The 26070-nt window shown below is 67.0% G+C and carries 21 protein-coding genes; 9 read left to right on the forward strand and 12 right to left on the reverse strand.

The window, feature by feature from the left end; translation table 11 throughout:
* Window positions 1-8 precede the first annotated feature (8 nt).
* From AVL48_RS40660 to AVL48_RS34330, 6 genes are all read right to left on the reverse strand, one after another.
* Window positions 9-143, reverse strand: a complete 135-nt coding sequence (locus AVL48_RS40660) for a hypothetical protein (protein ID WP_279626622.1) — start codon at window positions 141-143, stop codon at window positions 9-11.
* The gene (locus AVL48_RS34310; protein ID WP_244162344.1) at window positions 128-1270 is read right to left on the reverse strand and encodes an MFS transporter; all 1143 of its coding nucleotides are present in this window, start codon (window positions 1268-1270) and stop codon (window positions 128-130) included. Before AVL48_RS34310 ends, AVL48_RS40660 begins: the two co-directional genes overlap by 16 nt.
* Window positions 1263-2534, reverse strand: coding sequence for a glycosyltransferase family 2 protein (locus tag AVL48_RS34315; protein WP_061988211.1), 1272 nt, complete (start codon window positions 2532-2534; stop codon window positions 1263-1265). Before AVL48_RS34315 ends, AVL48_RS34310 begins: the two co-directional genes overlap by 8 nt.
* A 399-nt stretch (window positions 2535-2933) precedes the next feature.
* Complete coding sequence (locus AVL48_RS34320; protein WP_061988213.1) at window positions 2934-4304, reverse strand: diaminobutyrate--2-oxoglutarate transaminase family protein; 1371 nt, start codon at window positions 4302-4304, stop codon at window positions 2934-2936.
* A complete protein-coding gene (locus AVL48_RS34325) occupies window positions 4301-8365 on the reverse strand; it encodes a Pls/PosA family non-ribosomal peptide synthetase (RefSeq protein ID WP_061988214.1) in 4065 nt (1354 codons plus the stop codon). Before AVL48_RS34325 ends, AVL48_RS34320 begins: the two co-directional genes overlap by 4 nt.
* Window positions 8362-9627 (reverse strand): aspartate kinase, encoded by a 1266-nt coding sequence (locus AVL48_RS34330; protein ID WP_082857861.1) that lies wholly within the window; start codon window positions 9625-9627, stop codon window positions 8362-8364. The genes AVL48_RS34325 and AVL48_RS34330 overlap by 4 nt, the downstream gene beginning before the upstream one ends.
* Before the next feature lie 610 nt (window positions 9628-10237).
* Here AVL48_RS34330 and AVL48_RS34335 point away from each other — a divergent pair.
* On the forward strand, window positions 10238-10627 hold the full coding sequence (locus tag AVL48_RS34335; protein ID WP_061988218.1) for a helix-turn-helix domain-containing protein: 390 nt from the start codon (window positions 10238-10240) through the stop codon (window positions 10625-10627).
* A 13-nt stretch (window positions 10628-10640) separates the two neighbouring features.
* The gene (locus AVL48_RS40375) at window positions 10641-11471 is read left to right on the forward strand and encodes a cytochrome P450 family protein (protein ID WP_061988220.1); all 831 of its coding nucleotides are present in this window, start codon (window positions 10641-10643) and stop codon (window positions 11469-11471) included.
* A gap of 236 nt (window positions 11472-11707) precedes the next feature.
* On the opposite strand, the gene AVL48_RS34345 is transcribed toward AVL48_RS40375, so the two are convergent.
* Window positions 11708-12589: an FG-GAP repeat domain-containing protein gene (locus AVL48_RS34345; RefSeq protein WP_061988221.1), complete on the reverse strand. Its 882-nt coding sequence runs from the start codon at window positions 12587-12589 to the stop codon at window positions 11708-11710.
* 149 nt (window positions 12590-12738) lie between these two features.
* On the opposite strand from AVL48_RS34345, the gene AVL48_RS34350 reads away from it, so the two are divergent.
* Window positions 12739-13335: a helix-turn-helix domain-containing protein gene (locus AVL48_RS34350; RefSeq protein ID WP_074038108.1), complete on the forward strand. Its 597-nt coding sequence runs from the start codon at window positions 12739-12741 to the stop codon at window positions 13333-13335.
* Window positions 13336-14203: 868 nt separating this feature from the next.
* On the forward strand, window positions 14204-14833 hold the full coding sequence (locus tag AVL48_RS34355; RefSeq protein WP_208616211.1) for a putative glycolipid-binding domain-containing protein: 630 nt from the start codon (window positions 14204-14206) through the stop codon (window positions 14831-14833).
* Window positions 14834-14851: 18 nt separating this feature from the next.
* Here AVL48_RS34355 and AVL48_RS34360 read toward each other — a convergent pair whose 3' ends face one another.
* The 3 genes from AVL48_RS34360 to AVL48_RS34370 form a co-directional block, all read right to left on the reverse strand.
* Window positions 14852-15166 (reverse strand): hypothetical protein, encoded by a 315-nt coding sequence (locus AVL48_RS34360; RefSeq protein WP_061988224.1) that lies wholly within the window; start codon window positions 15164-15166, stop codon window positions 14852-14854.
* Between the two features lie 158 nt (window positions 15167-15324).
* Window positions 15325-17547, reverse strand: a complete 2223-nt coding sequence (locus AVL48_RS34365) for an Orn/Lys/Arg family decarboxylase (protein ID WP_244162342.1) — start codon at window positions 17545-17547, stop codon at window positions 15325-15327.
* Window positions 17548-17960: 413 nt separating this feature from the next.
* Window positions 17961-18227 (reverse strand): YkvA family protein, encoded by a 267-nt coding sequence (locus tag AVL48_RS34370; protein ID WP_244162341.1) that lies wholly within the window; start codon window positions 18225-18227, stop codon window positions 17961-17963.
* A 318-nt stretch (window positions 18228-18545) separates the two neighbouring features.
* On the opposite strand from AVL48_RS34370, the gene AVL48_RS34375 reads away from it, so the two are divergent.
* The 3 genes from AVL48_RS34375 to AVL48_RS34385 all read left to right on the forward strand — a co-directional run bounded on the left by AVL48_RS34375 (window position 18546) and on the right by AVL48_RS34385 (window position 21078).
* Window positions 18546-18842: a DUF1330 domain-containing protein gene (locus AVL48_RS34375; protein ID WP_061988229.1), complete on the forward strand. Its 297-nt coding sequence runs from the start codon at window positions 18546-18548 to the stop codon at window positions 18840-18842.
* Between the two features lie 182 nt (window positions 18843-19024).
* A complete protein-coding gene (locus tag AVL48_RS34380) occupies window positions 19025-19828 on the forward strand; it encodes an alpha/beta fold hydrolase (RefSeq protein ID WP_061988231.1) in 804 nt (267 codons plus the stop codon).
* A gap of 53 nt (window positions 19829-19881) precedes the next feature.
* A complete protein-coding gene (locus tag AVL48_RS34385; protein ID WP_244162340.1) occupies window positions 19882-21078 on the forward strand; it encodes a PP2C family protein-serine/threonine phosphatase in 1197 nt (398 codons plus the stop codon).
* A 119-nt stretch (window positions 21079-21197) separates the two neighbouring features.
* On the opposite strand, the gene AVL48_RS34390 is transcribed toward AVL48_RS34385, so the two are convergent.
* Complete coding sequence (locus AVL48_RS34390) at window positions 21198-21683, reverse strand: NUDIX hydrolase (protein ID WP_061988235.1); 486 nt, start codon at window positions 21681-21683, stop codon at window positions 21198-21200.
* Window positions 21684-21796: 113 nt separating this feature from the next.
* Complete coding sequence (locus tag AVL48_RS34395) at window positions 21797-23356, reverse strand: alpha/beta hydrolase (RefSeq protein ID WP_061988237.1); 1560 nt, start codon at window positions 23354-23356, stop codon at window positions 21797-21799.
* A 186-nt stretch (window positions 23357-23542) separates the two neighbouring features.
* On the opposite strand from AVL48_RS34395, the gene AVL48_RS34400 reads away from it, so the two are divergent.
* Window positions 23543-24940, forward strand: coding sequence for a S28 family serine protease (locus AVL48_RS34400; RefSeq protein ID WP_158070210.1), 1398 nt, complete (start codon window positions 23543-23545; stop codon window positions 24938-24940).
* Window positions 24941-25244: 304 nt separating this feature from the next.
* Window positions 25245-26060 (forward strand): alpha/beta fold hydrolase, encoded by an 816-nt coding sequence (locus AVL48_RS34405; protein WP_061988241.1) that lies wholly within the window; start codon window positions 25245-25247, stop codon window positions 26058-26060.
* Window positions 26061-26070: the final 10 nt, after the last annotated feature.

Raw genomic sequence — 26070 nt, forward strand, 5'->3', positions numbered from 1 at the left:
CGACAGTCCTACGCGGCCCGGGGAACCACCGGCTCCGTCTCGTTCTCCGTGGTCGGCGCCTGCCCCGTCGGCTGAGCCGCCGCCGCACGTACCGAAGCGGGCGCCGTGGCCGCGGCGAAGGCGATGATCACCCCGAGCGGCACCAGCAGCACGTCAGCGCGGCACTGATCCCGAAGGTCTGCGCGAGCCAGCCGAAGATCGCCGGACCGGAGAGCACACCGGCGTTGTGCAGCGTGCTGTACCGCGCGATCGCGAGGCTGGTGTTGGACTTCGTGCCGTGCCCGACCGCGCTGGAGATGATCGGGATCGCCACGGCGAGCCCACAGCCCGCCATCGCGAGCCCGGCCAGGCCGAACCACACGCTCGGCACGGCGACGGCCACCAGCACTCCCGCGCCGGTCATCGCCATACTCCAGCGAACCAGGGCCACGGCACCGAACCGGCGGTGCAGCCGGTCACCGACGAGTCTCGTCCCGGTCTGCGCCACGATGAACGCGAAGTAGCCCAGCGACGCGATGTTCGCCGCCGCGCCGCGTTGCTCACTCAGGAAGACGCCGCCCCAGCTGGACACCGCGCCTTCGCAGAGCGCCACCGCCGCGCCGAGACCGCCGAGCACGATCACCGCGCGCGTCCAGCCGGACAGGAAGCCGACCTTCGCCGTCCGCTTCGAAGGAGGCGAAGCGGCAGGAGATTCCGTCAGCAGCCAACGGCCGCTGAACAGCGCGATGACGACGAGGAGCACCGAAACGATCCAGAAATGCGAACTCAGCGACCATTCCGCGCGCACCGCCAGCACCGTACCGCCCGAGCCGAGCAACGCCCCGATCCCCCACACCGCGTGCAGGCTGTTGAGCACCGGCCGCCGTGCCCGCCGTTCCACTTCGACGCCCTGTGCGTTCATGGACACGTCGAGGAGACCGGCGATGACACCCCAGGTCAGCATGCCGAGACCGGCGGTGATCGCGTTCGGCATCACCGCCATCAGCGGCAGGAACCACGGCAGGACCAGGGAAGTGACGCGGATGACCGCGCGGCTGTCGAGGTGGTTCGACAGGTGTCCCGCCAGCTGCATGGCCACCAGGACCCCGACGGTCTGGGCGAGCAGCACCATGCCCAGTTCCGCGAAGTTCAATCCTAGTTCGATCCGCAGCTGCGGCACGCGCGCGAACCACGAGCCGAGCATGATCCCGACCATCAGGAAGATGCCGGAGATGGCGATCCGCTGGCGACGCACGTCCTTCACCGGATGGGTTTCCTGCTCACTACTCATCGCCGCTCGTCACACCGGACGCGTCGCCGAAGCCGGACTCGCCCGTCCAGCTGCCCACTTCCACGTGCGCGTTGAACGGTTTGCCCTCGGCGTCGCGCATCGGTGGCCGCCGGTGCGCGAGGTGCAGGAAGACGTCGTCGTACTGGGTGACGTCGCCCGCCGCGGAGATGCGGTAGAGCATGTCTTCGTCCTCGCCGCCCCAACCCTTGTAGCGCTCGTCGAAGCCGCCGATGCGGTGGAAGATCTCCGGCCGCGTCCACAGACAGGCACCGGGCACGTCACGCAGCAGCAGCCCGCGCGCCCCGGCCAGCGGCGCTTCCTGCGTGTTCTCGCCGCACCGCCGCTCGATCAGCCAGTCGCTCGACGGCGCGTCCAGCGAAAGCATCTCGGTGTGCGGCAGATGCGCGTCGCGCCGCTGGTCGATGAACCTGGCGTGGTTGCGCTCCAGGAATTCCCGGTCCACCAAGATGTCCGCGTCGAGCAGGCACAGGGTCCTGGCCGCGCCGAGGGTTTCGCGGACGCCCACGTTCAGCGTCCAGGACTTGTTGAACAGGCCCTTGCCCTCGATGTGCACGTAGTGGTCGGCCAGCGGCTGGACGATGTGCTTCCACCGCGGCTTTTCGTCGAATTCGACGACGGTGACCCGGTAACGGTCGGCAGGAAAGGTCTGGTCCTGCAAGGCGAGCAGGCAGGCGGTCAGGTTCCGGATCCGGCCCGCGCCGTCCCGATCGGACAGCGGGACGACGACGAGGATCTCGTCGCCGGTACCGGACGGCCGCGAGCGTACGCCGCGAGCGAGTTCTGTCAGCCGGTCGAGACCGGCGGGTTCGGCTTCCGGTTCGTAGAGCCTGCCGCGGAAATAGTTGATGTAGACGTTGTCGTCCGCCGCGTCGGCTTCATGACCCAGTTTCGTCGCCAGGTCGGGGTTTTCGTCGAGCAATGCGACGACACGCTCTTCGAGCCGACGTTCGGCGAAGGTGTCGGTCGGCCGCGCGACGAGCCGCCGGTATGCCGGATCGTGGCCGATGGCGGCTTCGAGCGGGTCGACCACGGCACGGTAGAAGCGTTCGCTGTGCATCCAGTAATCGGCGGCGACGTCCGGCACGGCGGGATCGTTGGCCAGTACGACGTAACGGACGATCCGCCCCGCGAGGTCCGCGCTACCCGGCTCGGCCTTCCAATAAGCCGATGCCGAAGCGAACGTCTTGCCACCCGTGCGGGTCGGCCGGATCCGCATCGGATTGGTCGCCCGCAACACGCACATCGGACTGCAGTCACAGGGATGCGGTTGCACTGCCCCTCCGTCCCTCGGTCTCCTCGCGATGACTCGGACACCGAGCGTGACAGTAGGCCGCAACGCGGAACGTCTTCTTGATTGCCGACGATCTCGAAGATCCCGGCCGCGCCGCGGTGTCCATAAAGGACCGAGCACGGCGCAATCGAGGAGAGGTGGCGCACCGGGCGCGACCGATACCGTCGTTGACCGAGCAGAGGGCCGTTCCCCGCACGCGGAGCCGTGGCACCGCCCGAAACTCCCCCGGAACGCTCAGCGTCCGCGCCGTGACCTCGCGGACGCTGAGCGGGACGAGGTGCGCCTATCCCCGGCGGTCACGGAGACCCAAACGGCTCGCTCGGGAACCGTACCGACCACCCACGCCCCCGGCTACCGGACCGGAACACACTGCTCGACGGCGTCGATCAGAATGGTGCCCGCGAGTTCGATCACCTCGGCGGTCACGGTGAGCGGGGGCATCAGGCGGAGCACGCTGTCGTCGCGGCCACCGAGCTCGATGATCAACCCTCGTCGCAGCGCGTATGCCTGGACAGCGCGCGCATATCCGCCCGCCGGATGTCCGTCGTGGGGGTCGGCCAGCTCGATCCCCCACATCAGGCCGAGACCGCGGACCTCGCGGACCCACGGATGATCGCTCACGGAGCGGAGCCGTTGTTCGAGCTGGTGCCCGCGGTGCCGGACATTGCCCAGCACGTCGTCGCGCCGGACGATGTGGACGGCCGCGGTGCCCGCCGCGAACGCGGCCTGGTTGCCGCGGAACGTCCCCGAATGGGCACCGGGCGCCCAGCTGTCCAGTCGCTGGTCGTAGAAGATCACCGCCACCGGCAGGCCCATGCCGCTCAACGCCTTCGAAGCGATGATCACGTGGGGCTCGATGTCGTACTGCTCGAACGCGAACCATGTCCCGGTCCGGCCGCAGCCGGTCTGCACCTCGTCGACCACCAGCGGGATGTCCAGCTCCGCCGTGAGTGCCCGGAGACGCCGGACGAAGTCGCGGTCGGCCGGTATGATGCCGCCTTCGCCCTGCACGAGCTCCACGATGACCGCGGCGGGCAGGGGAATCCCGCCGTTGGGGTCGCGCAGGGACCGCTCCAGCAATCCCACGCAGTTCGTCGCGCAGGTGTCCCGGGAGAGTCCGACGGGGCAGCGCGCACAGTAGGAGTACGGGAAGAAGTGCACGCCGGGCACGCCGTTGGCGATCGGTCGTTTCTGGGCGACGAGTCCGGTCAACGCCATCGCGGCGTGGCTCGAGCCGTGGAATCCGCCCTGGAAGGACACCAGGTCGCCACGTCCGGTCGCGGTCTTGCAGAGTTTGATCGCGGCGTCGACGGCGTTGGCGCCACCCGGGCCGCAGAAGTGCATCCGCATCCGCGAGCGCAGGCCGGGCGGCAGCATGGACAGCTGGGCGTCGATGAACTGGCGTTTGGCGGGCGTCGGGAAGTCCAGGCCGTGGGTCAGCACGCGCAGCTGCTCCGTGGCCGCGTGTACTACTTCGGGATGGTTGTGTCCCAGCGAAAGCACGCCCGCTCCGGCCAAGAAGTCGATGAAGACATTCCCGTCCACGTCCCACAGGTAGCTGCCGTCCCCGCCGGCGATCGCGATCGGCAGATTGCGCGGGTAGGCCCGCGCGTTGGATTCCCAGCGTCGCTGGTGTTCGAGGTATTCGGCCGAGCGAGGTCCTGGCAGATCGCCCTCGACCCGTGGCGTCAGCTCGGGTTTCGCCGTGGGGGTGTAGGTCATGGCAGTCTCCTTGCCGCGGTGATCTCTTCCGCCGTGTCGAGTTCGACCGCCGGATTGGCGTGCCAGCGGGTCCACGCCGGGACCGCGGTCCCCTTCATCAGGAACGCGTCCGCTTCGGCGATCGCCCCCTCTTCCATCCTCACTCCATAGTGGACGAAGGCGCCGGTGCCGAGCGTGCACGCGGCGCCGATGACGATGTGGTCGGATTTGAACGTGCCGTCCTCCAGTGAGTGCGCCTGAAGGACGGAGTGGAGGTTGAGCACGCAGTCGTCACCGATGCTCACCAGGGACTTTTCCGGAATGGCGGCACCGTCGTCGAAGACGCGGCGCCCGATACGGACGCCGAGGCAGCGCCAGATCACGTTCTTGAACGGCGTCCCGTCGAACAGGTTGAGGTAGCGGCCGGGGCTGAGCTTCCAGAAGCGTTCGTGTCGCCAGAAGATCGGGTCGTAGATCGAGCAGAACCGCGGTCGCAGCGTCCGGAAACCCTGCACGCCGAGTTCGGCCAGTACGAGTAACGAGACCGAGAACAGCAGCATGGCCACGATCCCGCCGCCGACCGCGAAGGCGCCGAACCGGTCGTGGAGGGCGCCGGCGGCCGCCCCGATCAGCATCACGCCGAGCAGCTGAAGCCAGTGCACCAGCAGGTAGACGGCCATGGTGGCGGTGTTGTGCCGGTTCTTCGCCCTCAGGCCGCGGCGCAGCGCGTCTCCCGTGCCGAGGTGTTCGAACCCGGTGTCGCGGCGGACGGTCCGGGGGATCTCGAACGCGGGAGACCCGAGCAGGCCGACGTTCTCCCGGATCGGCCCGTCCAGGGGAACCAGGACCTTGGTGGCCAGCAGGCAGTTCCGGCCGACCCGCGCGCCGGGCGGATAGCCGATCTCGTTACCCAAGAACGCCTGCGGCGGGACGGAGGTCTGGCGCAGCCGGAACGACGAAGCGGAGAAGTCCGCGTTGAACAGCGACAAGCCGTCCGAGACCATCGTCCCCGTGCCGACCCTGCTGAGGAACGGCGTCTCGTGTTTGAGCTCGACCCCGAAGTTGGATCCGGTTTGTTCGACCTTCGACAGGTCGTATCCCAGCCCGCGCAGGTAGTGCACGATGTAGCTGCTGTCACCGAACAAGTAGGTGAACGAGCGCAGGTTGGTCAACCGCGCGATCACCCGCTGAATCGCGAAGTGCCTGCCGTACAGTGGATAGACCCGATCCGGCTGGAGAAACCGGTTGAGCAGGCGCGGGATCGTGAGGACGACCGCCAGCCCGGCGAACAGCGCCCCGAAGTACAGCAGCGCGGAATCGGCTATCCGGTCACGATAGAAGGCCCAGCTCGTGAAGTCCACCACCGTCGTGAACCAGCGATCGAAGATCAGGTCCGCCCCGCCCAATGTGGCAGGAAGCGTCAGCAGGAGCAAAAGCAGGAGGCTGGACACGCAGAAGGCGAAGGGCCTGAATCGGCCGAGAGCGCGCGTCTCCAGTGCCCGATAGTCCACTGTGGAGGGGACGGCGGGCGATCCGTGCCAGCGTTCGCCATCGGGCACGGTCTGCCCGGCGTTGAGTGACGACGAGTGACCGAGCTGGGCGTCGTCGCCGAGCGCCGTGCCGATGTCGAGCACGGTCATCTCCCCGACGAACGCGTTGTCGCCGAGGGTGACCCGGCCGATCTGGATCCGGCCCGCCCTGGCGCGGTAGCACGGGAAGAAGGCGTCTTTCCGGATGACAGCCCCGGCGCCGACGCTGAGCAGGTCGGTGCAGACCGGCGCGTTCCTGGACAGGATCACGGCACCCTTGCCGATGTCCGCGCCGAGTGCCCTCAAGTAGAAGGAGTACAACGGCGTTCCGGTGAACAGCATCAGCGGGCTGAACCTGATCAACGTCTTGACCGTCCAGAAGCGCAGATAACCGGGACTCCAGAGCGGGATCTCCCCCGGTCTCCACCGTCCGACGAGCGCCCATTTCGTCAGCACGGGCATCGTGGAAAGGACGACGAAGACGATGAGCCCGAGTCCGACCGAGCGCGCATAGCCGTCGGCGAGCCCGGTCGCCGCGGTGATCCAGGCGAATCCCCGGTCCAGGAGCCAGCCGGAACCCGCGGCATAGACGAGGAACGCCAGCAGCTGGAACAGTCCACAGAGGACGTAGGACCCGGTACTGGCACGGTACGGTTCCTCGGCCCGTGCCACCGGGGCCCGGACCGCGTCAGGGAGCGACTCGGCGAGACGGCGAACGGTCGGGTTGAGGTACACGTCTCTCGCCGACAACGGCGCGACGTCGCCACGTTCCCGGACCAGCGCGCAGAACTTGGCCACCAGGAGCGAGTCGGCGCCGTAGTCGGCGAAAACGTCGCCCGTGACCGAAATCCGATCGACGCCGAGGACTCGGCCCAGTTCCTCCGCGAGGCACTGTTCGGTCTCGGTGGCAGGCGCCACGTAGTCGGCGAGGCTCGCCGCCGCTCGCGGGTTGCTCGGTGCCGGCAGATGCTTGCGGTCGGCTTTGCCCGCCGGGGTCAGGGGGATGTGGTCGAGTTGTTCGAGATAGGCGGGCACCATGTAGGCGGGCAGCAACTCCGCCAGACGGCGTCGCAGTTCACCGGCGTCGACACTCGCTCTGTCGCGGCGCAGGCAGTAGTAGGCGACCAGTTCGGTCCTCCCGGCTTCCGGATGGTGGGTGTCGACCACCGCCTGCGCGATTCCGGGGATCCGCAGCAGGACCGATTCGATCTCCGTGAGCTCGACGCGGTAGCCGCGGATCTTGACCTGCGTATCGGCACGACCGTGGTATTCGATTTCCCCTTCCGGGGTGATCCGGCCCAGGTCGCCGGTGCGGTAGATGCGACGGGACGGGTTGTGCCCGATGCCGACGAAGTCCGGGATGAACGCGCGCTCGGTCAGGTCGGGACGGTTCAGGTAGCCGCCGGCGAGCCCGACCCCGGCGATACCGATCTCCCCCAACTCGCCCGGGGCCAGTGCCCGCGGCTCGTCGGGATCGAGGATGACGACCGAGTAGGTGGGCAGCGGGACGCCGATCGTCACCGGCCGGTCCGGTCGCAGCACCGCCCAGGTCGCGGTGACGGTGGCCTCGGTCGGGCCGTAGACGTTGAGGAACCGCCGGTCCTGGCGATACCAGCGACGGACGAGGTCTTCGGGGCAGGCCTCACCGGACACCAGGAGGAACCGCAGTCGCGGCAAGTCCTCGTCGAGGCTGGCCAGCAGCGTCGGGACGCAGCACAACGCGGTGACGCCGTTGTCCCGCAGGAACTCGTGCAGTTCGTGGCCGACAAGGCTCGTGCCGCCGGGTTTCGGCACGAGGGTCGCGCCGGAGAGCAGCGGGACCCAGATCTCCTCGACCGAGAAGTCGAACGCGATCGTCATGCCCTGGTAGACCCGATCGGTGCCCAGGATGCCGTAGACGTCCGCGGCGACCCGGACGAAGTTGCAGATCGCGGCGTGGTCGATCGTGACACCCTTGGGCTTTCCGGTCGAGCCGGACGTGTAGACGACATAGCAGAGTTCGTCCGCCGGGACACCCTTCTCGGCGGCACTGAGCCGTTCGCCCGACCTGGCCGCGATCCGGCCTTCGTCCTCGTCGAGGCAGAGCAGATCGACGCTGCCCGCCTCGAAGCGGTCCCGCAGCCCGGAGGTCGAAAGCACCAGCCGGACGCCGGCGTCCCGGACGATGTAGCCCAGCCGGTCGTCCGGGAATCCCGTGTCCAGCGGCACGTACGCCGCGTTGATCTTGAGGACGGCCAGCATCGCGACATAGGGACGCACCGGTTCGTCGAACAGCAGCCCGATCCGGTCGCCGGGCAGTACTCCGTGTTCTCGCAGATGACGGGCGAGGCGATTGGCCAGCTCGTCCAGCCCGGTGAAGGTGAGCTTCGTACTCCCGGCGTCGACGGCGAGGCGATCGCCGAGACCTTCGGCGCGCAAGCGGTCGCAGAGGCCCTCGTACAGCTGTTCCAGCCGCTCGCCCCGGTTCCACCGGATCTGCTGTTCGTGCCCGTCACAGGTCAGGACCAGACCGTCGGTGGTGAACAGCCCGGCGGGTTGAGCGTACGGGGTCATGTCCGGTCCTCGGCCAAGCCGAACGAGTCGTGCAGAGCCCGGACGGCCGTGTCGAGGGCGTCGGCCGGTATCACGGCGGTGAGCCGCGACTGCGAGGTCGTCATGGCCGGCACCGTGACGCGGTGATCGGCGAGGACGCGCAGCAACTCGGGCAGGCAGCCGGGTGGATCAAGCAGCGCCGTGCCCACCACGGAGACCGACCCGAGGTCCTCGAGAACCGTGGAACGGGCGCCCAACTCCATCGCGAGCTCGGCGATCGGTGCATCGAGCTGCTCCGAGCCGCGCACGGTGAACCGCAGTTCGCCGGGATCGGGCCAGCTCAGATTGTCCGCCTTCACCCCGCACCTGGCGAGCGTGGTGAGCACGCGGGCGTAGTGGTCCGCATCGGGCACCGACACCTCGACACGCACCAGCCGCACGTCGCGTTCATGCGCGATGCCGATGACCCGAGTGGCGCCCTCCGAAGACGGCTGCGCCGTGACGACGGTGGAAGGTCCGGGGTTCGACGAATGCTTGACGCGCACCGCCACCCCGTGACGGCAGGCGAGTTCCACCGATCTGGGATGCAGCACGCGGGCGCCGAGACCGGCGAGTTCGATCATGACGTCGTAGGAAACCGTCCGGACCGGCCGGGTGTCCGGCACGATCCGGGGATCCGCGGTCCGCACACCGTGGACGTCGGTGCAGATCTCGCATTCGGATCCGCCGAGCGCGGCAGCGAGCGCCACCGCGGTGGTGTCGGAACCGCCCCGGCCCAGCGTCAGCAGCTCGCCGTTCGCGTCCCGCCCCTGGAACCCCGCGACGACGACGACCTGTTCGTCGCGCAGTCTCTCGGTGATCTTCGCGGGATCGACCCGCGCGATCGTTCCCGCTCCCGGCCGGCCGCACACCTCGATCCCTGCCTGGTCACCGGTCAGCGAGACGGCCTTGACCCCGCGCTCGGCCAGCGCCAAGGCCAGTACGGCCGCGGAGACCTGTTCACCCGTCGCCATCAGCTGGTCCAGCTCCCGGGGAACCGGTGACTCGGCGAATTCCCCTGCCAAGGCGATCAGCTTGTCGGTGGTATCCCCCATCGCCGACACGACCAGGACCACTCGATTCCCCGCTTCGACGAGCGTGGCCACGTCGGCGGCCACCTCGTTCACCATTCGCGGCGTGGCAAGCGACGAGCCCCCGTATTTTCGTATGACCAGTTTCTCGCTTCGCATCGACCGTAAGGGCGGGACCGAACCGACATCGAGATCTTGCGTACGATTCACCATTTTCCTTAATAGATCACTGGCCTGACCGGAGTGCGCGGTGGCGGCAATCCGCCCGTTTCGGGTACTACTGTCCGAAGCGATCACACTGCCGCAAAGCGCCTTCCTGCCAGCACTTACCCAACCCAGACTCGGTCGCCGCGCGACCGTGTGACCGTGTTGAAAAGTAGTGCGAGAAACTTTTTGCGGGTACCTCCATCCGTACGAAAGGCCGAAAAACAGATCCTTGTGGTCATAACGCGGGGGCATCACGCAATGACATGGGTGTGAACAGCCCAGTTCGATGGAATTAGGTCAAAAGAATGACGTATTACGATTTGCTTCGAAATTCGAGTGAACGACCGAACGGCAATGCGAAATTGTTTTCCACGCGGTGCGGAAATTTACGAGATCCTCCTGCCCGCCGAAACCCGTCAAAGCGGTTATAGCTCACTTGACGACCGAACCTGCGCACTCCGAGGCGCGGACGCAGGCGCTCCAGCGGCCGGGTCCGGGTGTATTTCGGTGGCGACACGGGCCGTTTCGGGCTTCAATCAGCGGCGTGACCAGCGATCTGGCCCGCCCGGTGACCTGACCGGCCGGGTCAGCCGCATTTGGCGACGCAGTGGCAGGGATGCCGTTCCCAGGCCGGGGGCTCGACGTCGCATTGGCGGCGTTGCGAGCACCGGCTCGTCCCTTCGATCGAGCGATCGAACAGGCGCTCCTCGCCATGCGCACGGCCCTCGCGGCGCCGATTTCCGACCACGCGGCCGCAGCCGGGTTGTACGAACGACAGTTGCGCCGACGATTCCTGGTGGCGGTCGGGTTGAGTCCCAAGGCGTACACGCGGGTGCTGCGCTTGCACCAGGCGATGGCGTTGGCGCGGTCGTCGGCGGCGCCGTGCTGGGCGGGAATCGCGATCCGCAGCGGTTTCTACGATCAGCCGCATATGCTCGCGGAGTTCCGGCGCGCGGTCGGGATGTCGTGTGTCCGGTTTTTCCGATCGGCGACTGTGTGCGGGTAGCATTCTGTGGGGTATGTCCGTCGAGGAGATCTTCGCTTTTCACACGCAAGAGGTAGGCCCGGTGCGGTTCGTCGAGCCGTTCGGGGGCTGGGTGGTGACCCGGTATTCCGAAGTGGACAGAGTGCTCACCGATCATGCGGTGTTCTCCTCCGACGAACTGCGCCACAGCACCCAACCGACCCCGCACAGCTCGAACCCGTTGTTACGTAGCCCGCAAGCGATGGATCCGCCTCGGCATCACGCGCTACGCCGGATCGTCAGCCAGGTTTTCACTCCCCGGGCCGTGGCTTCCCTGGAACAGTCGATCACGGCGAGGGTCCGCGCACTGCTCGCTTCGGCCGGGGCGACCTTCGACCTGATCGGGGAGCTGGCGTACCCGTTGTCGATCCACACGATCGCGGGCCTGCTCGGCGTGCGGCCGTCGCGGTGGCCGGATTTCGTGCGGTGGGCCGAGGCCATCACCTCGTTCTTCGGCACGTTCACCGCGGACGAGGCCCGCCAGGCCGCTTTCCACCGAGCGCTGACGGAATTGGGCGACTACTTCCGTGCGGAGTTCGAGCGCCCGAGCGGCATCATCGCGACCTTGATGGCGACGGATCTCACCGAGGACGAGCTGATCGACTTCTGCGCACTCCTGCTGATCAACGGCCATGAGACCACGAAGACCCTGCTCGTGAACGCCATGCTCTGTCTTGCCACCCGACCGAAGCCCGCCGACGTACGACTCGCCGTCGAGGAGGTCTTGCGTTATCTGCCGCCCACGGGCGGAACGGACCGGTTCGTCCCGAGCCCACCACGCTCGGCGGTCGGAAACTGCACCCAGGTCAGCGAGTCGTCGCGATGATCACGGCGGCCAACCGTGACCCCGAGGTCTTCACCGACCCGCATACCTTCGACCCGAACCGAACGCCGAACCCTCACTGGCGACGAGCGGGGCGTTGGGACGATGAAGAGCAGAGCGACCAGGGTGAGGCACCCTGGCGGCCTCGTGCCGCCCCGGTAGGTCACCCTCGGCGTTCCGGCGGGCGACCGCGTCACCATCACGGTGCCGCCGCCGCCCGCCAGCCCACCATCAACGGATCAGACCGGGATGTCGCCTGGTGTTCCCCACTGGGTGGTGAACAGGCCGAGGCCGTACCAGGTCCCGTTCGAAGGACGCCACACCACGAAGTCGGCCCGTGGGTCGCCACCGAAATTCCCGGCTACGGGAACATCACCGGCGGTGCCCCACTGCTGGGTCGCGATTCCGAGTACGTACCAGTAACCGTTGCTCGGCCGCCAGACGGCGAAGTCGGTGCGACCGTCCGCATTGAAGTCACCGGTCACCGGCACGTCGCCGGCGGTGCCCCATTGCTGCGTGGCGATGTTTCGCACGTACCAGACGCCGTCACTGGGTCGCCAGACGGTGAAGTCGGCCTTGCCGTCCGCGTTGAAATCGCCGGACACCGGCACGTCGCCGGCGGTGCCCCACTGCACGGTGGCGATTCCGAGCACGTACCAGTAACCGTTGCTCGGGCGCCAAACAGTGAAGTCCGAGCGGCCGTCGCCATTGAAATCGCCGGTCAGCGGAACGTCACCGGCGGTACCCCACTGCTGGGTCACCACGGTGCCGGTGCTGCTCTGGATGATGTACCAGACACCGTTGCTCGGCCGCCACACGGCGAAGTCGGCCCGGTGGTCGCCGTCGTAGTCCGCGGCGACCGGGACGTCACCCGAAACGCCCCATTGCTGGGTCACCACGCTGCCGTTGCTGCTGCGGATCACGTACCAAACACCGTTACCGGGACGCCACACCGCTTTGTCGGCGAACCCGTCCCCGTCGAAGTCGGCGGCGGTCTTCTGTGACTCGGGCGAGGCGGCGATGTCGACGTCGCCCTTGTCCGCGCTCGCAACCGATGGCACGACGAAGATGCCCGCGAACAGACCCGCTATCGCCATCCCCGTCCGAATGGTTCTTCGCATGTTTCAGAACCCTTTCCACTCTTTGGATGTAGGCTTACCAGTCCGATCCCGTTAGCCGAAGATACGCACTGGAATGTCCACAGGCTGGCGCGGAAACGTGTCATTGTCAGCAAATGTTCCATCCAGTGGACCACGCGAGGGGGATTTCGATGGAGACCGGAAAAAGACCAAGAAGCGTCCTTGACGGCGCTTTCGCCCTATTGGACGCCTTGATACGACATAAAGGTGAAGCCGGTCTTACCCAGCTGGCAGATTCGTGCTCGATGCCGAAATCAACGGCACACCGATTGCTCGAACAATTGACCGCACTGGAGGTTGTCCAGCGCAGCGAAAACCGCTACCGCGTCGGCGCACAGGCATTCCGGCTCGGCCAATCGTGGCAACCCTATCCACGATTGCTGGAACTCGCCCGCGACCGGCTCCGGTGGCTGTTCGCGGCCACACGAGCCAGTTCGGTGTTCGTCGTGCCCTGTGACGGCGACCTCCTGATCGCCGCCGGCATCACGCTGACGGAGCACACCCTTCTCCTGCGGCCAGGGACGACCGTGCCACAGCACGCCGGCCGCTTTTCGCCCCTATGGCAGGCCGAACACGGTCTCGTGGTCACCGAAGCACCGGTCAGGCTGCCGACCGGCGAGCGGCTCGGTTCGATCGCGGTCGCGATCGACGTACGGCAGCCATCCGGAGCGGCGCCCGAAGCAGTCTCCCGCGCCGCCCGCACCCTGAGCATGGCTCTGGTGCACTGACACTCGCTTCGCTCGCCGCAAAGAAAAAGACGAATGTAGGCGCGACGCGGAATGACTGACCGAAAGGTGGCGCTCCAAGCTTTGCGAAAGACGGTTCTCGGCAGGCGCCACGGCGGAAGGCCGCACGATAGTCCCTCGGGCGCCGTCCGGTGCGCTTGGTGAAGGTGCCGGGATCCCCGGTGACCGACCGTGGAACAGATTCCGGCGACAGTGCGGCCCGTCGTTTCGAAGAGGTGGCGGACACGTCACGCGCGTCCGGAATGCGGGTATTCGAGCGGCTTTGATCAGCCTCCTCCGCGAAGCGCCGAAGCAATGTCCGCGTGCTGACAGTGAAAGCGTCGGCCAAGTCGTATCGGGCGGCAAGGTGCTGAACGAGTCATCGCATGCCCTGCTGGAGAATTCGCTGCCAGGCTGAGGAAGCAGCCAAGCGTCGACTAGCCGGACATCGGCTTCAGGGCAGCGTTGAGCGAGTTCGTCCACGAAGAGCCACGACGTGGTGGCGCGCCGACGGGCAATTGAGGTGCGAAGGAGAAGCCTCCGGGACGCGCCTTGATCGTCACGGGGATTCCTGTCGGCGCCGACGTCGATTCCACCAGTCGACAATGATCCCGCCGGTGAACGGCCCCAACCCGACGATCCCGTGAAACCAGATGTCCGGGCGACCGAACAAGTAGTTGATCCCGACGGCGCTCAGGTAGCACAGTACGGCTATTCCAACGAGATACGCCACCGCCCTGCCGCGACGGCGACGTGAGCTCACGTGTCCTCGTTCCCCATCCGAAGTAAGCACGCCTACAGCATGCCCCTTACTGCTGACCGGCGCAGGATTCCAGGCGCGGGCAACCAACGCCCGTCCCGCGGTGTCGGCATGATGACCATGATGAAGCGGATGATGTTCTGGACCGGGTCGGACTCCTGGCGGGCCGAGGTCAGCGAAGTCGAATGGCCGGACACCGCGCTGACCGCGACCGGCACCCAGGTCGGCGTCGCGCCGCTGCTTTACCGTCTCGACTACTCGCTGTCCACCGGCGAGGGTTTCGTGACCGGCAGACTCGAAGTGACCGCCCACGGAGAAGACTGGAGCCGTCAGCTGAGCCTCGCCCGCCGGCCCGACGGGACATGGACCATCGGCGCCGAACACCAGGGCACGGTGGACCTCCCGGATCCAGGCGGCGACCCCGCCGCTGTCACGGGCGCTCTCGACTGCGACCTGGGCCGTTCCCCGCTCACCAACGTCATGCCGCTACGCCGTCACAGCCTCCATGAGCGGCCCGGCGCAGTCGATTTCCTGATGGCCTGGGTATCGGTACCGGACTTGAGCGTGCACCCCTCCCGGCAGCGCTACGAGCATCTACGACCACCGGCAGACGGAGTCGGGTCGGTCCGCTATATCGGGGCGCGTCGCGCTTTCGAAGGCGAACTCGAAGTCGATGACCACGGCTTCGTGCTCACTTACCCCGAACTGGCCCGCCGCGTCCCACCACCCCAGCCGAGCTAGGACGTCGCACCGCCGGAGTTACTCGCCTTGGTACTTGCGGCGGGCCTTGCCTGCCAGCCGCCACCCCGGAAGCCCGCCTCCGACGACGAACCCCACTTCCACGAGCACCAGCCAGAAGACGCCCTGGCCGTCGAAGACCCGCCGCCACGCGAAGTAGCCCGCGGTCGCCATCAGCGCCATGACCACCAGGGTGAAGATCACCCGATGCCGACCGGCCCAGCGATCGAACCTGATGCCGCGCTGCCTGACCTTCTCGGACGAGAACTCACTCGGGTCGTGCTCCTCGGTCAGCCTGTCGTCGAATTTCCTGCTACCGAAGCCAAACCCGGCCATCGATGGCGCTCCCCTCGTCGACCGCCGTAGACGAGACGCCGTCTCGACGCGCGACACTCGCCTAGCTGCTCGCATGCTGACCCTGGACAGAGTAGATGGCATCGGGCCTGCGGGGGCGAGAGATTCCGGCGCCAGCCGCCGAGGCGCCACGCGCGTGGTCACCGCAGACAGGTGATCCAGTAGCTTCCCGCCAGGTCCCGGCTGACACCATGGGTCTCACTGGGGAAACCGGGGAATTCCCGGTCGAACGTTTCCAGCGCGCGCAGATAACGCAACACGGGACCGTCCGCGTCGCCGGTGCTCTCACCGGGCATGAGCACCGGGATGCCCGGCGGGGTGGTGACGACCTGCGTCGCGACGGTACGTCCGGCGATGTCGGCGAGACGGACCGGTTCCGTTCCACCGCGAATGAGGCGTTGGTAAGTCTGCGCCGGAGTGAGGACGGCCGGGGTCGGATGGGTGAACGCCTCGTCGAGCAACGCGGTCAGCTCGCTCTTGCTGAGCTGGGTGTGCATCTGCGCGCAGAGCCCGGACAGCGTGAGGTTCCGGTACCGGTCGGGATGGGCTTTCACGAGGTCCGGCAGGACGTCGGTGACGATCGCCTCCGAGTCGTACAGACTTTTGAAGTCCAGCAGCGCGTCGAGCAGGGTGCCCCACTTGCCCTTGGTGATGCCCATCGAGAAAAGGATCAGGCAGGTGTACGCGTCGGTCTTCTCCACGACGATCCCACGTGCCTCCAGATACATCGTGAGAATGCGTGCCGGGATGCCCATCTCGGAGACGTTGCCCCGCGCGTCCACACCCGGGCAGGTGATCGACACCTTGATGGGATCGAGCAGGCAGTAGCCGTCCTCCATGCCTTCAAAGCCATGCCAGTGCGCACCGGGAGCGAGAGTCCAGCAGCCGGGCACGGTGCGCAGCAGCTCGAGCGGGGCGTCGGCGAAGGCGTGCAGCCGCCCGGTGGCGGGATCGGTGACCTCAGTCGGCTGCCAGGTGCCGAAGAACCAGCCGGGCCGGTCACCGGCCTCGCGGATGCGCGCCCCGAGCCGGGCCACCGCCTGGCGGAACCGGATGGCCTCGGTGATCGCCTCGTCGGTCAGCCACCGGCCACCCGCGCCGTCCATCATGGCGGCGGCCACGTCGAGCCCGGCGATCATGGGATACATCGGCGAGGTGGTGGCGTGCATCATGAACGTCTCATTGAACTGCCGGTGCTCGACCGGTGATCTCGGCGAGTTCTTGACGTGCACCATCGAGCTCTGTGACATGGCGGCGAGCAGCTTGTGTGTCGACTGGGTGGAGAAGACCGTCGGTCGCACGTCGTCGGGCAGCGCGTCGGCGTCGACGGACATGCCATAGCGGCGGGCGTAAAGCGGATTGAACCGGGCGTAGGCGAACCACGCTTCGTCCAAGTGCAGCCGCGGCACGGAAGCGCCGAGCAACTCGGCGACGCGGACGGCGTCGTAACACAATCCGTCGTAGGTCGAGTTGGTGATCACCGCGTACACGGGTTCCGCGCCGGCTGCCCCCTCGGTGAACGGGCTGCGCCGGATCTGGGCCGCCACCGCTTCGGCTGCCATACCCGACGGCGGAATCGGTCCCATGAGCCCGTAACCGTTGCGTGTGGGCACGAGGTAGACCGGTCGGCCTCCGGTGAGCGTCAAGCCATGGTAGATGGCCTTGTGACAGTTGCGGTCGACGAGCACCAGCTCGTCGGTGGCGACGCTGGCGTGACAGGCGATCCGGTCCGCGGTGGAATCACCGTGCAGCACGAAGTACGTCAGGTCCGCGCCGAAGATCCGCGCCGCGTTGCGCTCGGCCTCGCCGATCGGGCCGCTGTGTTCGAACAGCGACCCGAGTTCGGCTACGGAGATCGACAGGTCGGTGCGGAACAACCGTTCGCCGTAGTAGTCGAAGAACACCCTGCCGACCGGTGATTTCAGGAACGCCACGCCACCCGCGTGCGCCGGGGTGTGCCATGAGTACTCGTGCATGTCCTCGAACCGGAGCAGCTCCCGGAAGAACGGCGGAAGCACACCGTCGAGGTACCTCTGGGCGGCGACCCCGATCCGGCCGGCGATGAACGCCGGCGTGTCCTCCAGCAGCCAGACGTAGCCGGACACCACCTCCGAAACCCACAACGGGAGATTGTCGACCGAGGTCGCCGTGGTGACCAGGAAGACCGGAAGCTTGGTGAACCGGCCCATGAGCGCCTTCAGCACGGTCTCCGGCGTATCCAGGTCCCACGACACCAACGCCGCCGACAGATCCGCCCGGCTCTGCGTCAGTGCCAACGCGTCCTCGGCCGTGTCCGCCCACGCGACCGCGTGCCCCTCGTCGCTCAGGCAGGCGCAGATCCGGTCCAGCTGATCGCGTGTCACTGCGCCATTCGAGGGGCGATCCAGCGCTACCAATACCGTTGAGGGAGACACGTCGACTCATTCCGCCGGGCGACAGGGTTCTTGGTTCTTCAAGCAGTCTTGGGCCGAATGGCCTATCTGTCGATGCCGCGAACGCGTGAGGGATTCGCCCCGGATGGGTCACCACCCGCGCGGTTGTCACCTTTTCGCCGTCCCTGAGTCGCCATACGAGCGATCAGGCTGTGCGCAAGAGTGACACGGTCGAAGCGGGGCGGGTCCTCCAGTTGCCGCTGGCCCGCGAACTGCGCGACAGTGCCGTCGGACTGATCATGCGCCGCGAGGTCGAAGCCGAACTCGAGCGCGAGAAGATGGCGGCTACGACGCACGCAGAGTCGCACCGCCTGGACGTCAGCGGCCCCGGGGCCGGTCGTGCTTCAGGCCTCTCGGCGGTCGTCGCGCGCCTTCTTGGTAAGCGACCTGCTGACGTAGACCAGCCCACTGGTCAGGACCACGACGTCGTCGAAGTACACCGGGTCGGGCAACAAATCAAAGGGGAACACCGTGTAGGCCAGGGAAACCCAGTAGGCGACCTTGGTCGGCACCGGCGTACCCGGCTGATGGACCTGACGGTGCTTCCGCACGAGCTTGACCACAAGGAACAGCGCGACCACAACGAGGACGACGACCACCACCACGGCCACTACACCAAGTGTCGTCCACAGAGATTCCACGCGATCCCCTCCCTCACCACGACACTGTCACAGATCAGCACCTCAGCCGGGTCACAGACTGGTGATACCCATCGCCGCCGTGGAAACACGACGCGGCCGGCTACCCCCGAACGGTAGCTGTCCACGTGCGCTCCAGGGCCTCCTCGTAACACTGTTGCGATAACCACACCCCCAGCCGGTTGATCGGATCCGTCCGAATCCGACGCCGTCTCCGTCGCCTGCCTCACAGCGTGCCGTCCATGGACCTGAGTATGTTTCTGATCATCGATTTCGAACACAGGAGGAACCGTGGCCAAGGGCTACTGGGTCAGCGTCTACCCCACCATCGCGGACCCCGAGAGGCTTGATGTCTACAACGAACTGGCCGGTTCGGCCGTCAAGGCCGCGGGCGGGCGGGTGCTCGCCTCCGTCGGCAGCCGGGTGGTCGCACACGAAGCCGGAATCGCCGAGCGCGTCGTCCTGATCGAGTTCGACAGCTTCGAACAGGCGGTCGCCGCATACGAGAGTACGGCCTACCAGGAGGCGCTGGCCGCACTCCCCGACGGCTTCAAGCGCGACTTTCGCATCACCGAAGGCCTCGGCTGACCGTCGCCACCGGGTGCCTACGCGTTGACCTCAGCGGGCTGTCACCCTGCTCCACCTCGATCGCGACCGTCTGTGCCCCTGTCGTGTCGAGCAGGTGAGCGAAGCCACCGACCAACCAGACTGCGTCACAGTTCGCTGGTTGCTACGTTCGTCGCGGCAGAGCAGGATGCGAGGATACGCGGATGGATGTCAGCCGAAGGAACAACGTCGTCGTGACCGGGCCCGCCGACGGGCCTGTGGTGATGCTGGCGCACGGGTTCGGCTGTGACCAGAACATGTGGCGTCTGGTGGCGCCGGTGCTGGCCGAGCGCCATCGCGTGGTGCTGTTCGACTACGTCGGTTCGGGACGCTCGGAGTGGTCGGCCTGGGAGGAACGTCGGTATTCGTCTCTGGACGGTTACGCACGGGATGTTCTGGACATCTGCGAGGAACTCGACCTGCGCGAGGTCACGTTCGTCGGGCACTCGGTGAGCGCGATGGTGGGCGTGCACGCGGTGAAGGCGGCACGCGAACGGTTCGCGTCGCTGGTTCTGCTCGTACCGTCGCCCTGCTACATCGACGACGGAAACTATCGCGGCGGGTTCAGCGCCGAGGACATCGACGAACTCTTGGAGTCCCTGGAATCCAACTACCTCGGCTGGGCGTCGGCCATGGCGCCGGTGATCATGGGCAACCCCGACCGGCCGGAGCTGGGCGAGGAGCTGACCACCAGCTTCTGCGCCACGGATCCGGCGATCGCCCGGGTCTTCGCCCGCACGACCTTTCTGTCCGATTCGCGCGCCGATCTGGCCGGAGTGGACGTCCCGACGCTGATCCTGGACTGCACCCAGGATGTGATCTCCCCGCCGGAGGTCGGTGCCTTCGTGCAGGCGTCGATTCCGGGCAGCCGGCTGCGCACCCTCGACGCGGTCGGGCACTGCCCGCAGCTGAGCGCACCGGAAGCGACCGCCGACGCCGTCCTGGAATTCCTGGAACACCGGCATTGATGTCCTCCCGCGGGCATTGCCCGCCTCAGCAGCCCGACGACGCGGGAACGGACGTGTCCTTCTCGGCCTTGTTGGAGGACAGCGCCGAGGAGCTCTACGAGAACGCTCCCTGCGGTTATCTGTCCACCCTCATGGACGGCACGATCGCGAAGATCAATGGCACGCTGCTGGAGTGGCTGGGCTACCGGCGCGACGAAGTCGTCGGCCGGATGCGGTTCTCCGATCTGCTCAGCGTCGGTGGGAAGCTCTACCACGAAACGCATTTCGCGCCGTTGTTGCACCTGCACGGCGAAGCGAAAGGCATCGCGCTGGAACTGCGCACCGCCACCCGCGACCAGTTGCCGGTGCTGGTGACCTCGGTGGTGAAACGCGGCGGCGGAGGCGAACCACTGCTGATCCGCACCACGATCTTCGACGCACGCGAACGTCGTTCCTACGAACAGGAACTTCTTCGTGGCCGCCGGATCGCCGAAGAAGCCAGCAAGCGGGCGCACGCCGACCGGGCACGCTTGCAGCAGGCGCTGGCGGTCCTGCAGAAGAGCTTGCTGCCCGCAGCCCTGCCGCAGGTACCGAACCTCCGGTCCGCCGCCCACTATCACACGGCCTCGCCCGACCAGTTGGGCGGCGACTTCTACGACCTGTTCCCGCTCGCGGGCGATCGGTGGGCGTTCTTTCTCGGCGACGTCTGCGGCAAAGGGCCCGAGGCGGCGGCGGTGACCTCGCTGACTCGCTACACCCTGCGCACCGCCGCGATGCACAATCCCGACCCGGTCGCCGCGCTGACCACGCTGAACGCCGTGCTGTACCAGCGATACACCGGCGGTGACACCCGTTTCTGCACAACGATCTTCGGCACTCTGGACCCCGAAGGCGACTCCATGCGGGTGCGGCTCGCCGCGGGTGGGCACCCGCCGGCGCTCATCATCCGCGCGGACGGTGGGGCCGACTATCTCCCGACCCCCGGCGGGATGCTGATCGGCTTTCTGCCCAACCCGGTCTTCACCCCGGCCGAGACGGTGCTCCGCCCGGGAGACACGATGCTGCTCTACACCGACGGGCTCACCGAAGCCCGCACCGGCCGCGACCGCGCCCTCTACGGCGAGGAAGCCCTCTGCTCCCGCGCCGGTGAACTGGCACCCGTCTCACCGGAAGCGCTCATCGCCGACCTCACCGACCTACTGGGCAGTTTCGGTGACGGCCTCAGCGACGACGCGGCCCTGCTCGCCCTCGGCGTCACACCGATCCCATAGATCGCTCACGCGTGAACTCGAGGTCAGGGCGGCGTCAACCGGGGGCGTTGCTGTCGGCCGGCATCCCCCGGAGGCCTTGACGTCGGCATGTCAGTGCGCTTCGCGGCACGACTGGCGATTCAGCTGGTAGACGATTGGACTACGCGCCTGGCGATCTCCGCGTCCAGCGGGCTCATATCCTCGCTCACCGGCTCCGATGGCGACCACCATCGAAAGTCCAGCGCTTCATCGTTGACAGTCAGCCGAGGCACGAGCTGGAGCTGGACCCGATATACGGTCAAGAGTTCCCGACGCTCCGGCTTCGTGAGATCGAACTCGGCCACGGCGGCGAACGACAGGTCCACGCCTTGGATGCCGGTCTCCTCACCCAGCTCCCGTATCGCGGCCTCCCGCGGGCTCTCACCCGCCTCCCGCATCCCACCCGGAAGCTCCCACTGCCTCCGCCGGCTGTCGAACATCATCAGGACTGCTTGCGCGTGGACAGCGACGACCAACGACGCGGGCACGGTCACGCGCTCGGCCAGACGCCCTAACTCGTCTTCCGTGACGAAACGAAACTCGAGCAAGGCGTTACCAGCACGATCACAGATCGGCAGTTCGACCATGACGCCTCCCCCACAACAACGACAGAATCGCATACCGGGCCGGTCCACGACACCGGCGATGTTGCGGGCGAGGCCGATCCGCCCCGGCGGGGACCGGGGCGGATCAGCGGGTGTCACGCGTGCTGCGAAACGACAGCCGGCCGCGCGGCCACCGTGGTTCCCGCCGTCGGCACCGGCAAGGGATGCGGCGCGATGTCGAGGTCGGCGTTCGGGAGCAGGCCGTCGACGAGGTATTCCTTGCCGATCCGCTGGGCTTCCCCATTGGCCATCGCCGGGTGGCTGCCGAACACACAGTGGGTGCCCGCGCCCCGTTCGGTCACCAGCACCGAACTCGGCAATTGCTTGTGCATGGCGACGGTGTTCGCGTACGGCGTCGCGGAGTCTCCTTCGACGCCGAAGAGCAGAATCGGCGGCAGTTTCCTCCCCGAAGGCACGATCCGCTGGTCATGCCCCGGCCAGTTGGCGCAGGCGGACGGGATCGACACGTTGTACCAAGCGAAATCGCTGGTCTCGGCCAGCTCACTGAAATCGCGTTCGATCTTGGTCCGGTCCGTCGGCGCGTCGGAGTCGACGCAGGCGATCGAGATCATGCCCGCGATGGAGCGCTCGCCCTCCGCGCCACCCGTTGGTGTCGCCCAGTCCAATACGGCGCGATCGTCACCGCGCAGGACGTGGTCGGCCATCGCCTTCGCGAGCGGTTCCCAGTAGAGCTCATGGGAAAGGTTGGCGATGTAGACGTCCATCAGTTCCACCGCGCCGACGTTCTTCGACGGCCCGCGCGGCGCCTTCCGGAAGTCGCCGAGCAGCTTCTTCCAGGCCGCGTTCACCTCGTCGTGGGTTTTGCCGAGGTGGAACACGTTGTCGTATTTGGCGATCCAGCTCAGGTAGGCGTGTTCACGCGCGACTCCCGCGGTGACCTGCCCGGTCGAATTGTGATACCACATTTGCGGTTCCACCGGATTCATCGAGCTGTCGAGGACCATCCGGTCCACCCGGTCCGGATATCGCTCGGCATACGCGCTGCCGAGATAGGTGCCGTAGGAGTACCCCAGGTAGCTGATCTTCTCCTCGCCGAGCAGCGTGCGCACGCGGTCCATGTCCTGGATCACGTTGCGGCTGCCGGTGTACTTCAGCTTCTCCCCGTTCTTCTCCGCGCACGAGCGGGCGAAAGCCCTCCAGCGTTCCCAGCTCTTGTCCCGCTCTTCCGGCCGGTCCGGGTCAGGCTGCAGCTGACGCCAGTAGTCCTCGCCGACGCAGCTGAGCGGCTGGCTGTGGCCGGTGCCGCGGGAATCGAGACCGACGATGTCGTAGGCCTCGAGCACTTCCTTGGGCAGCCGCGTGTACCCGGTCGCGTTCGGAAGGGACAGCTTCCCCGCCAGCATCACCGCGGAACCCGACGGGCCGCCGGGGTTGACGAACAGCACGCCGCGCCGTTTCGCCGGATCGGTGGCGGCGTGTTTCGAGACGAGCACGTCCATCCGCGCGCCGAACGGCCGCGAATAGTCGAGCGGGACGTTGACCGTCGCGCATTTCAGTGCCGGATAAACCTGGGCGACATCCGCCGGGCAAGCCCCGAAGTCGAGCTGCGAAGCGGCATACGCCGGTGTGCTGACGGCCGCCGCGGTGCCCATGGTGAGCAGCGCGGTCAGCCCGATGGTGAGGAATTTCCTCATTCGAACCCCCAGTTCGATCGGACCCGGGGACTGTAGCGACAACACCGATGCCTCGTCCGGGCATCCGGTGTGACGCCCGACACATCGCGGGGATGGTCAATCGAGGGACGGGCGCGGCGATTTCCACCAGACTTTCCTGGTCGTCACCGACTGGGGGGACGACTTGTACGAGAAATGAGTCCGATCTTGTTCACCAAATCATGGAGAACCGCGGCCGTCGGCGCCGCGGTCGCGGTCGTCGCGGGATTGTTCGGTCCGGTGGGTGCGGCGGGGGCCGCGCCGCAGGACGACATCCTCGACCAGCTCAAGCGGATCCCGGGCCTGACGGTGCTTTCCGAGGGAACGCCACCGGCCCCGGAGCATCGCTATTTCGTGCTCGGCTACACGCAGCCTGTCGATCACCGTCAACCGAACGGAGCCACCTTCCAGCAACGGTTCAGTCTTGTGCACAAGTCGGTCGACCGGCCGATGATCCTGCACACCACCGGATACGGGCTCTACCCGACCTCGTTCCGCACCGAGACGACCCAGCTCGTCGGCGGCAATCAGATCTCGACCGAGCAGAGGTTCTTCCCGCCGTCACGGCCGGAGCCGGCGAACTGGGACCAGCTCACCATCTGGCAGGCGGCGACCGATCACCACCGGCTGGTGAACGCGCTCAAGCCGCTCTACGCCAAGAAGTGGCTCTCCAGCGGAGCCAGCAAGGGTGGGATGACGTCGGTCTACCACAGCCGTTTCTACCCGGGTGATGTCGACGGCGTCGTCGCGTATGTGGCGCCGAACGATCGCGACAACGACGAGGACAGCGCCTACGACCGGTTCTTCGCGTCCGTCGGCCCTGAGGCTTGCCGCGCCATGCTCACCGACCTTCAGGTGGAGGCGTTCGAACGCAGGCCGGAGATGGTCGCCCTGCTGACGCAGTACGCGGCCAAGTTCGGCTGGACCTATGAAAGGATCGTCGGCAGCCTTGACCAGGCGTTCGAAAAATCGGTGATGATGCTCGGGTGGGCGTTCTGGCAGTTCCTCGGCAAGGCCGAATGCGGGAAGGTGCCGTCGACCTCCGCCACCACAGAGCAGATCTTCGAGTACATCAACAATACCGTCGCCTTCGGTTCGTTCAGCGACAACGACCTTGGTCAGATGACGCCGTACTACTTCCAGGCGATGACCGAACTCGGCTGGCCCGAGCCGCAGTTCGCGCATCTGCGTCCCTATCTCAAGTACCCGGACTCGTCGTCGGTGTACTCCAACGTCCCGCCCGAGCTGCACCGGACGCACAACCCGGGTCCGATGCTCGACGTGGACCGATGGGTGCGCACTTCCGCGCAGCGGATCATGTTCGTCTACGGGGAGAACGACCCTTGGAGCGCCGAGCGGTTCACGCCGAGCCCGCACGACTCGCACCTCTACACCGCACCCGGTGCGCACCACGGAGCGAAGATCTCTCTTCTCGCCGACGCTGACCGCCTCGCGGCGACCGACATCGTGCGCCGCTGGGCCGACGTCGGGTTCCAGGCCACCGGTACCCCGCCGGTGATCAACCCGGCCGAGCTGGAGGTCGTCCGGGCGCCGCTTCCGTTCTGATCCTCCCTTACTGGTGGGCGCCTTCCTCGAACCGACGGGGAAGGCGCCCACGCGGCTGATCGGGCCACCTCGCCGACGAGTCTCGCGTTCTCGTGCGATCCCGCCTTTTGGTGGGGCTGGCCCTAACGGGACATCGGGGGCAACCCCGATGGTGTCCGTTTCTCTCGGCCGACAGGCTGGCCGCATGTCGAATTCTCCTTCTCGTCGTGGCTTCCTCAGATTGAGTGCCACGGCCACCGTCGCCGCGGCATCTCTCGGTATCGCGGGCACGGCATCCGCAGCCGAGCCACCGCGCCTCACGCCCTTGCGAATCCCCACTGCCAGTGGCACTTTCGACGCTGTCGCCGCCGGGCCGCGGCGTGGCCGGAAAGTGCTCCTGCTGCACGGTTTCCCCGAATTCGGCATTGAGTGGGACCATCAGTTGCGCGCACTCGCTGCCGCCGGATACCGAGCGGTGGCACCTGACCAGCGGGGCTACTCGCCGGGCGTACGACCTGTCGGGATCGAGAACTACCAGTTGGACCATGCCGTCCGGGACGTCCGGGCAATGGCCGACGCACTGGGCTGGCACGGGTTCGACCTGGTCGGGCACGACTGGGGTGCCGCGGTCGCCTGGATCGCCGCAGCGAAGTACGCACGCCGCGTGCGCTCGCTGACCGCTGTCTCCGTGCCGCATCCCGCTGCCTTCGCCGAGGCGCTGAGGAGTGATCCCGCGCAGCAGGAGGCCTCCAAGTACATGGAGTTCTTCCGGCAGCCCACGCCGATCCCGGAGGACTCGATTCTCGCGTCGGGGCCACCGAAGCTGCCGGGCGTCGCGCCGGAGAAAAGCGCGGAGTACTTCCGGCGGCTTTCCCAGCCGGGTGCCCTGACCGCCGCGCTGAACTGGTACAGGGCCAACGACTTCACCGGCTACGAGCAGCGGGTCGCGGTACCCACGCTCTTCATCGCGAGCACGAACGATTCCATGGTCGCACCGTCTGGCGTGGCCGCGACCAGAAACTGGGTCACCGGACCATATCGGTTGGAGAAGCTCGCGGGGGTCGGGCACAACGTGCCCGAAGAGGCCGCTGAGACCACAACTGCCTTGCTTCTCACCCATCTCGATTCGGTATGTTCCTAGCAGTTTGCCG

Source organism: Amycolatopsis regifaucium (assembly GCF_001613935.1).
GTDB lineage: Bacteria > Actinomycetota > Actinomycetes > Mycobacteriales > Pseudonocardiaceae > Amycolatopsis > Amycolatopsis regifaucium.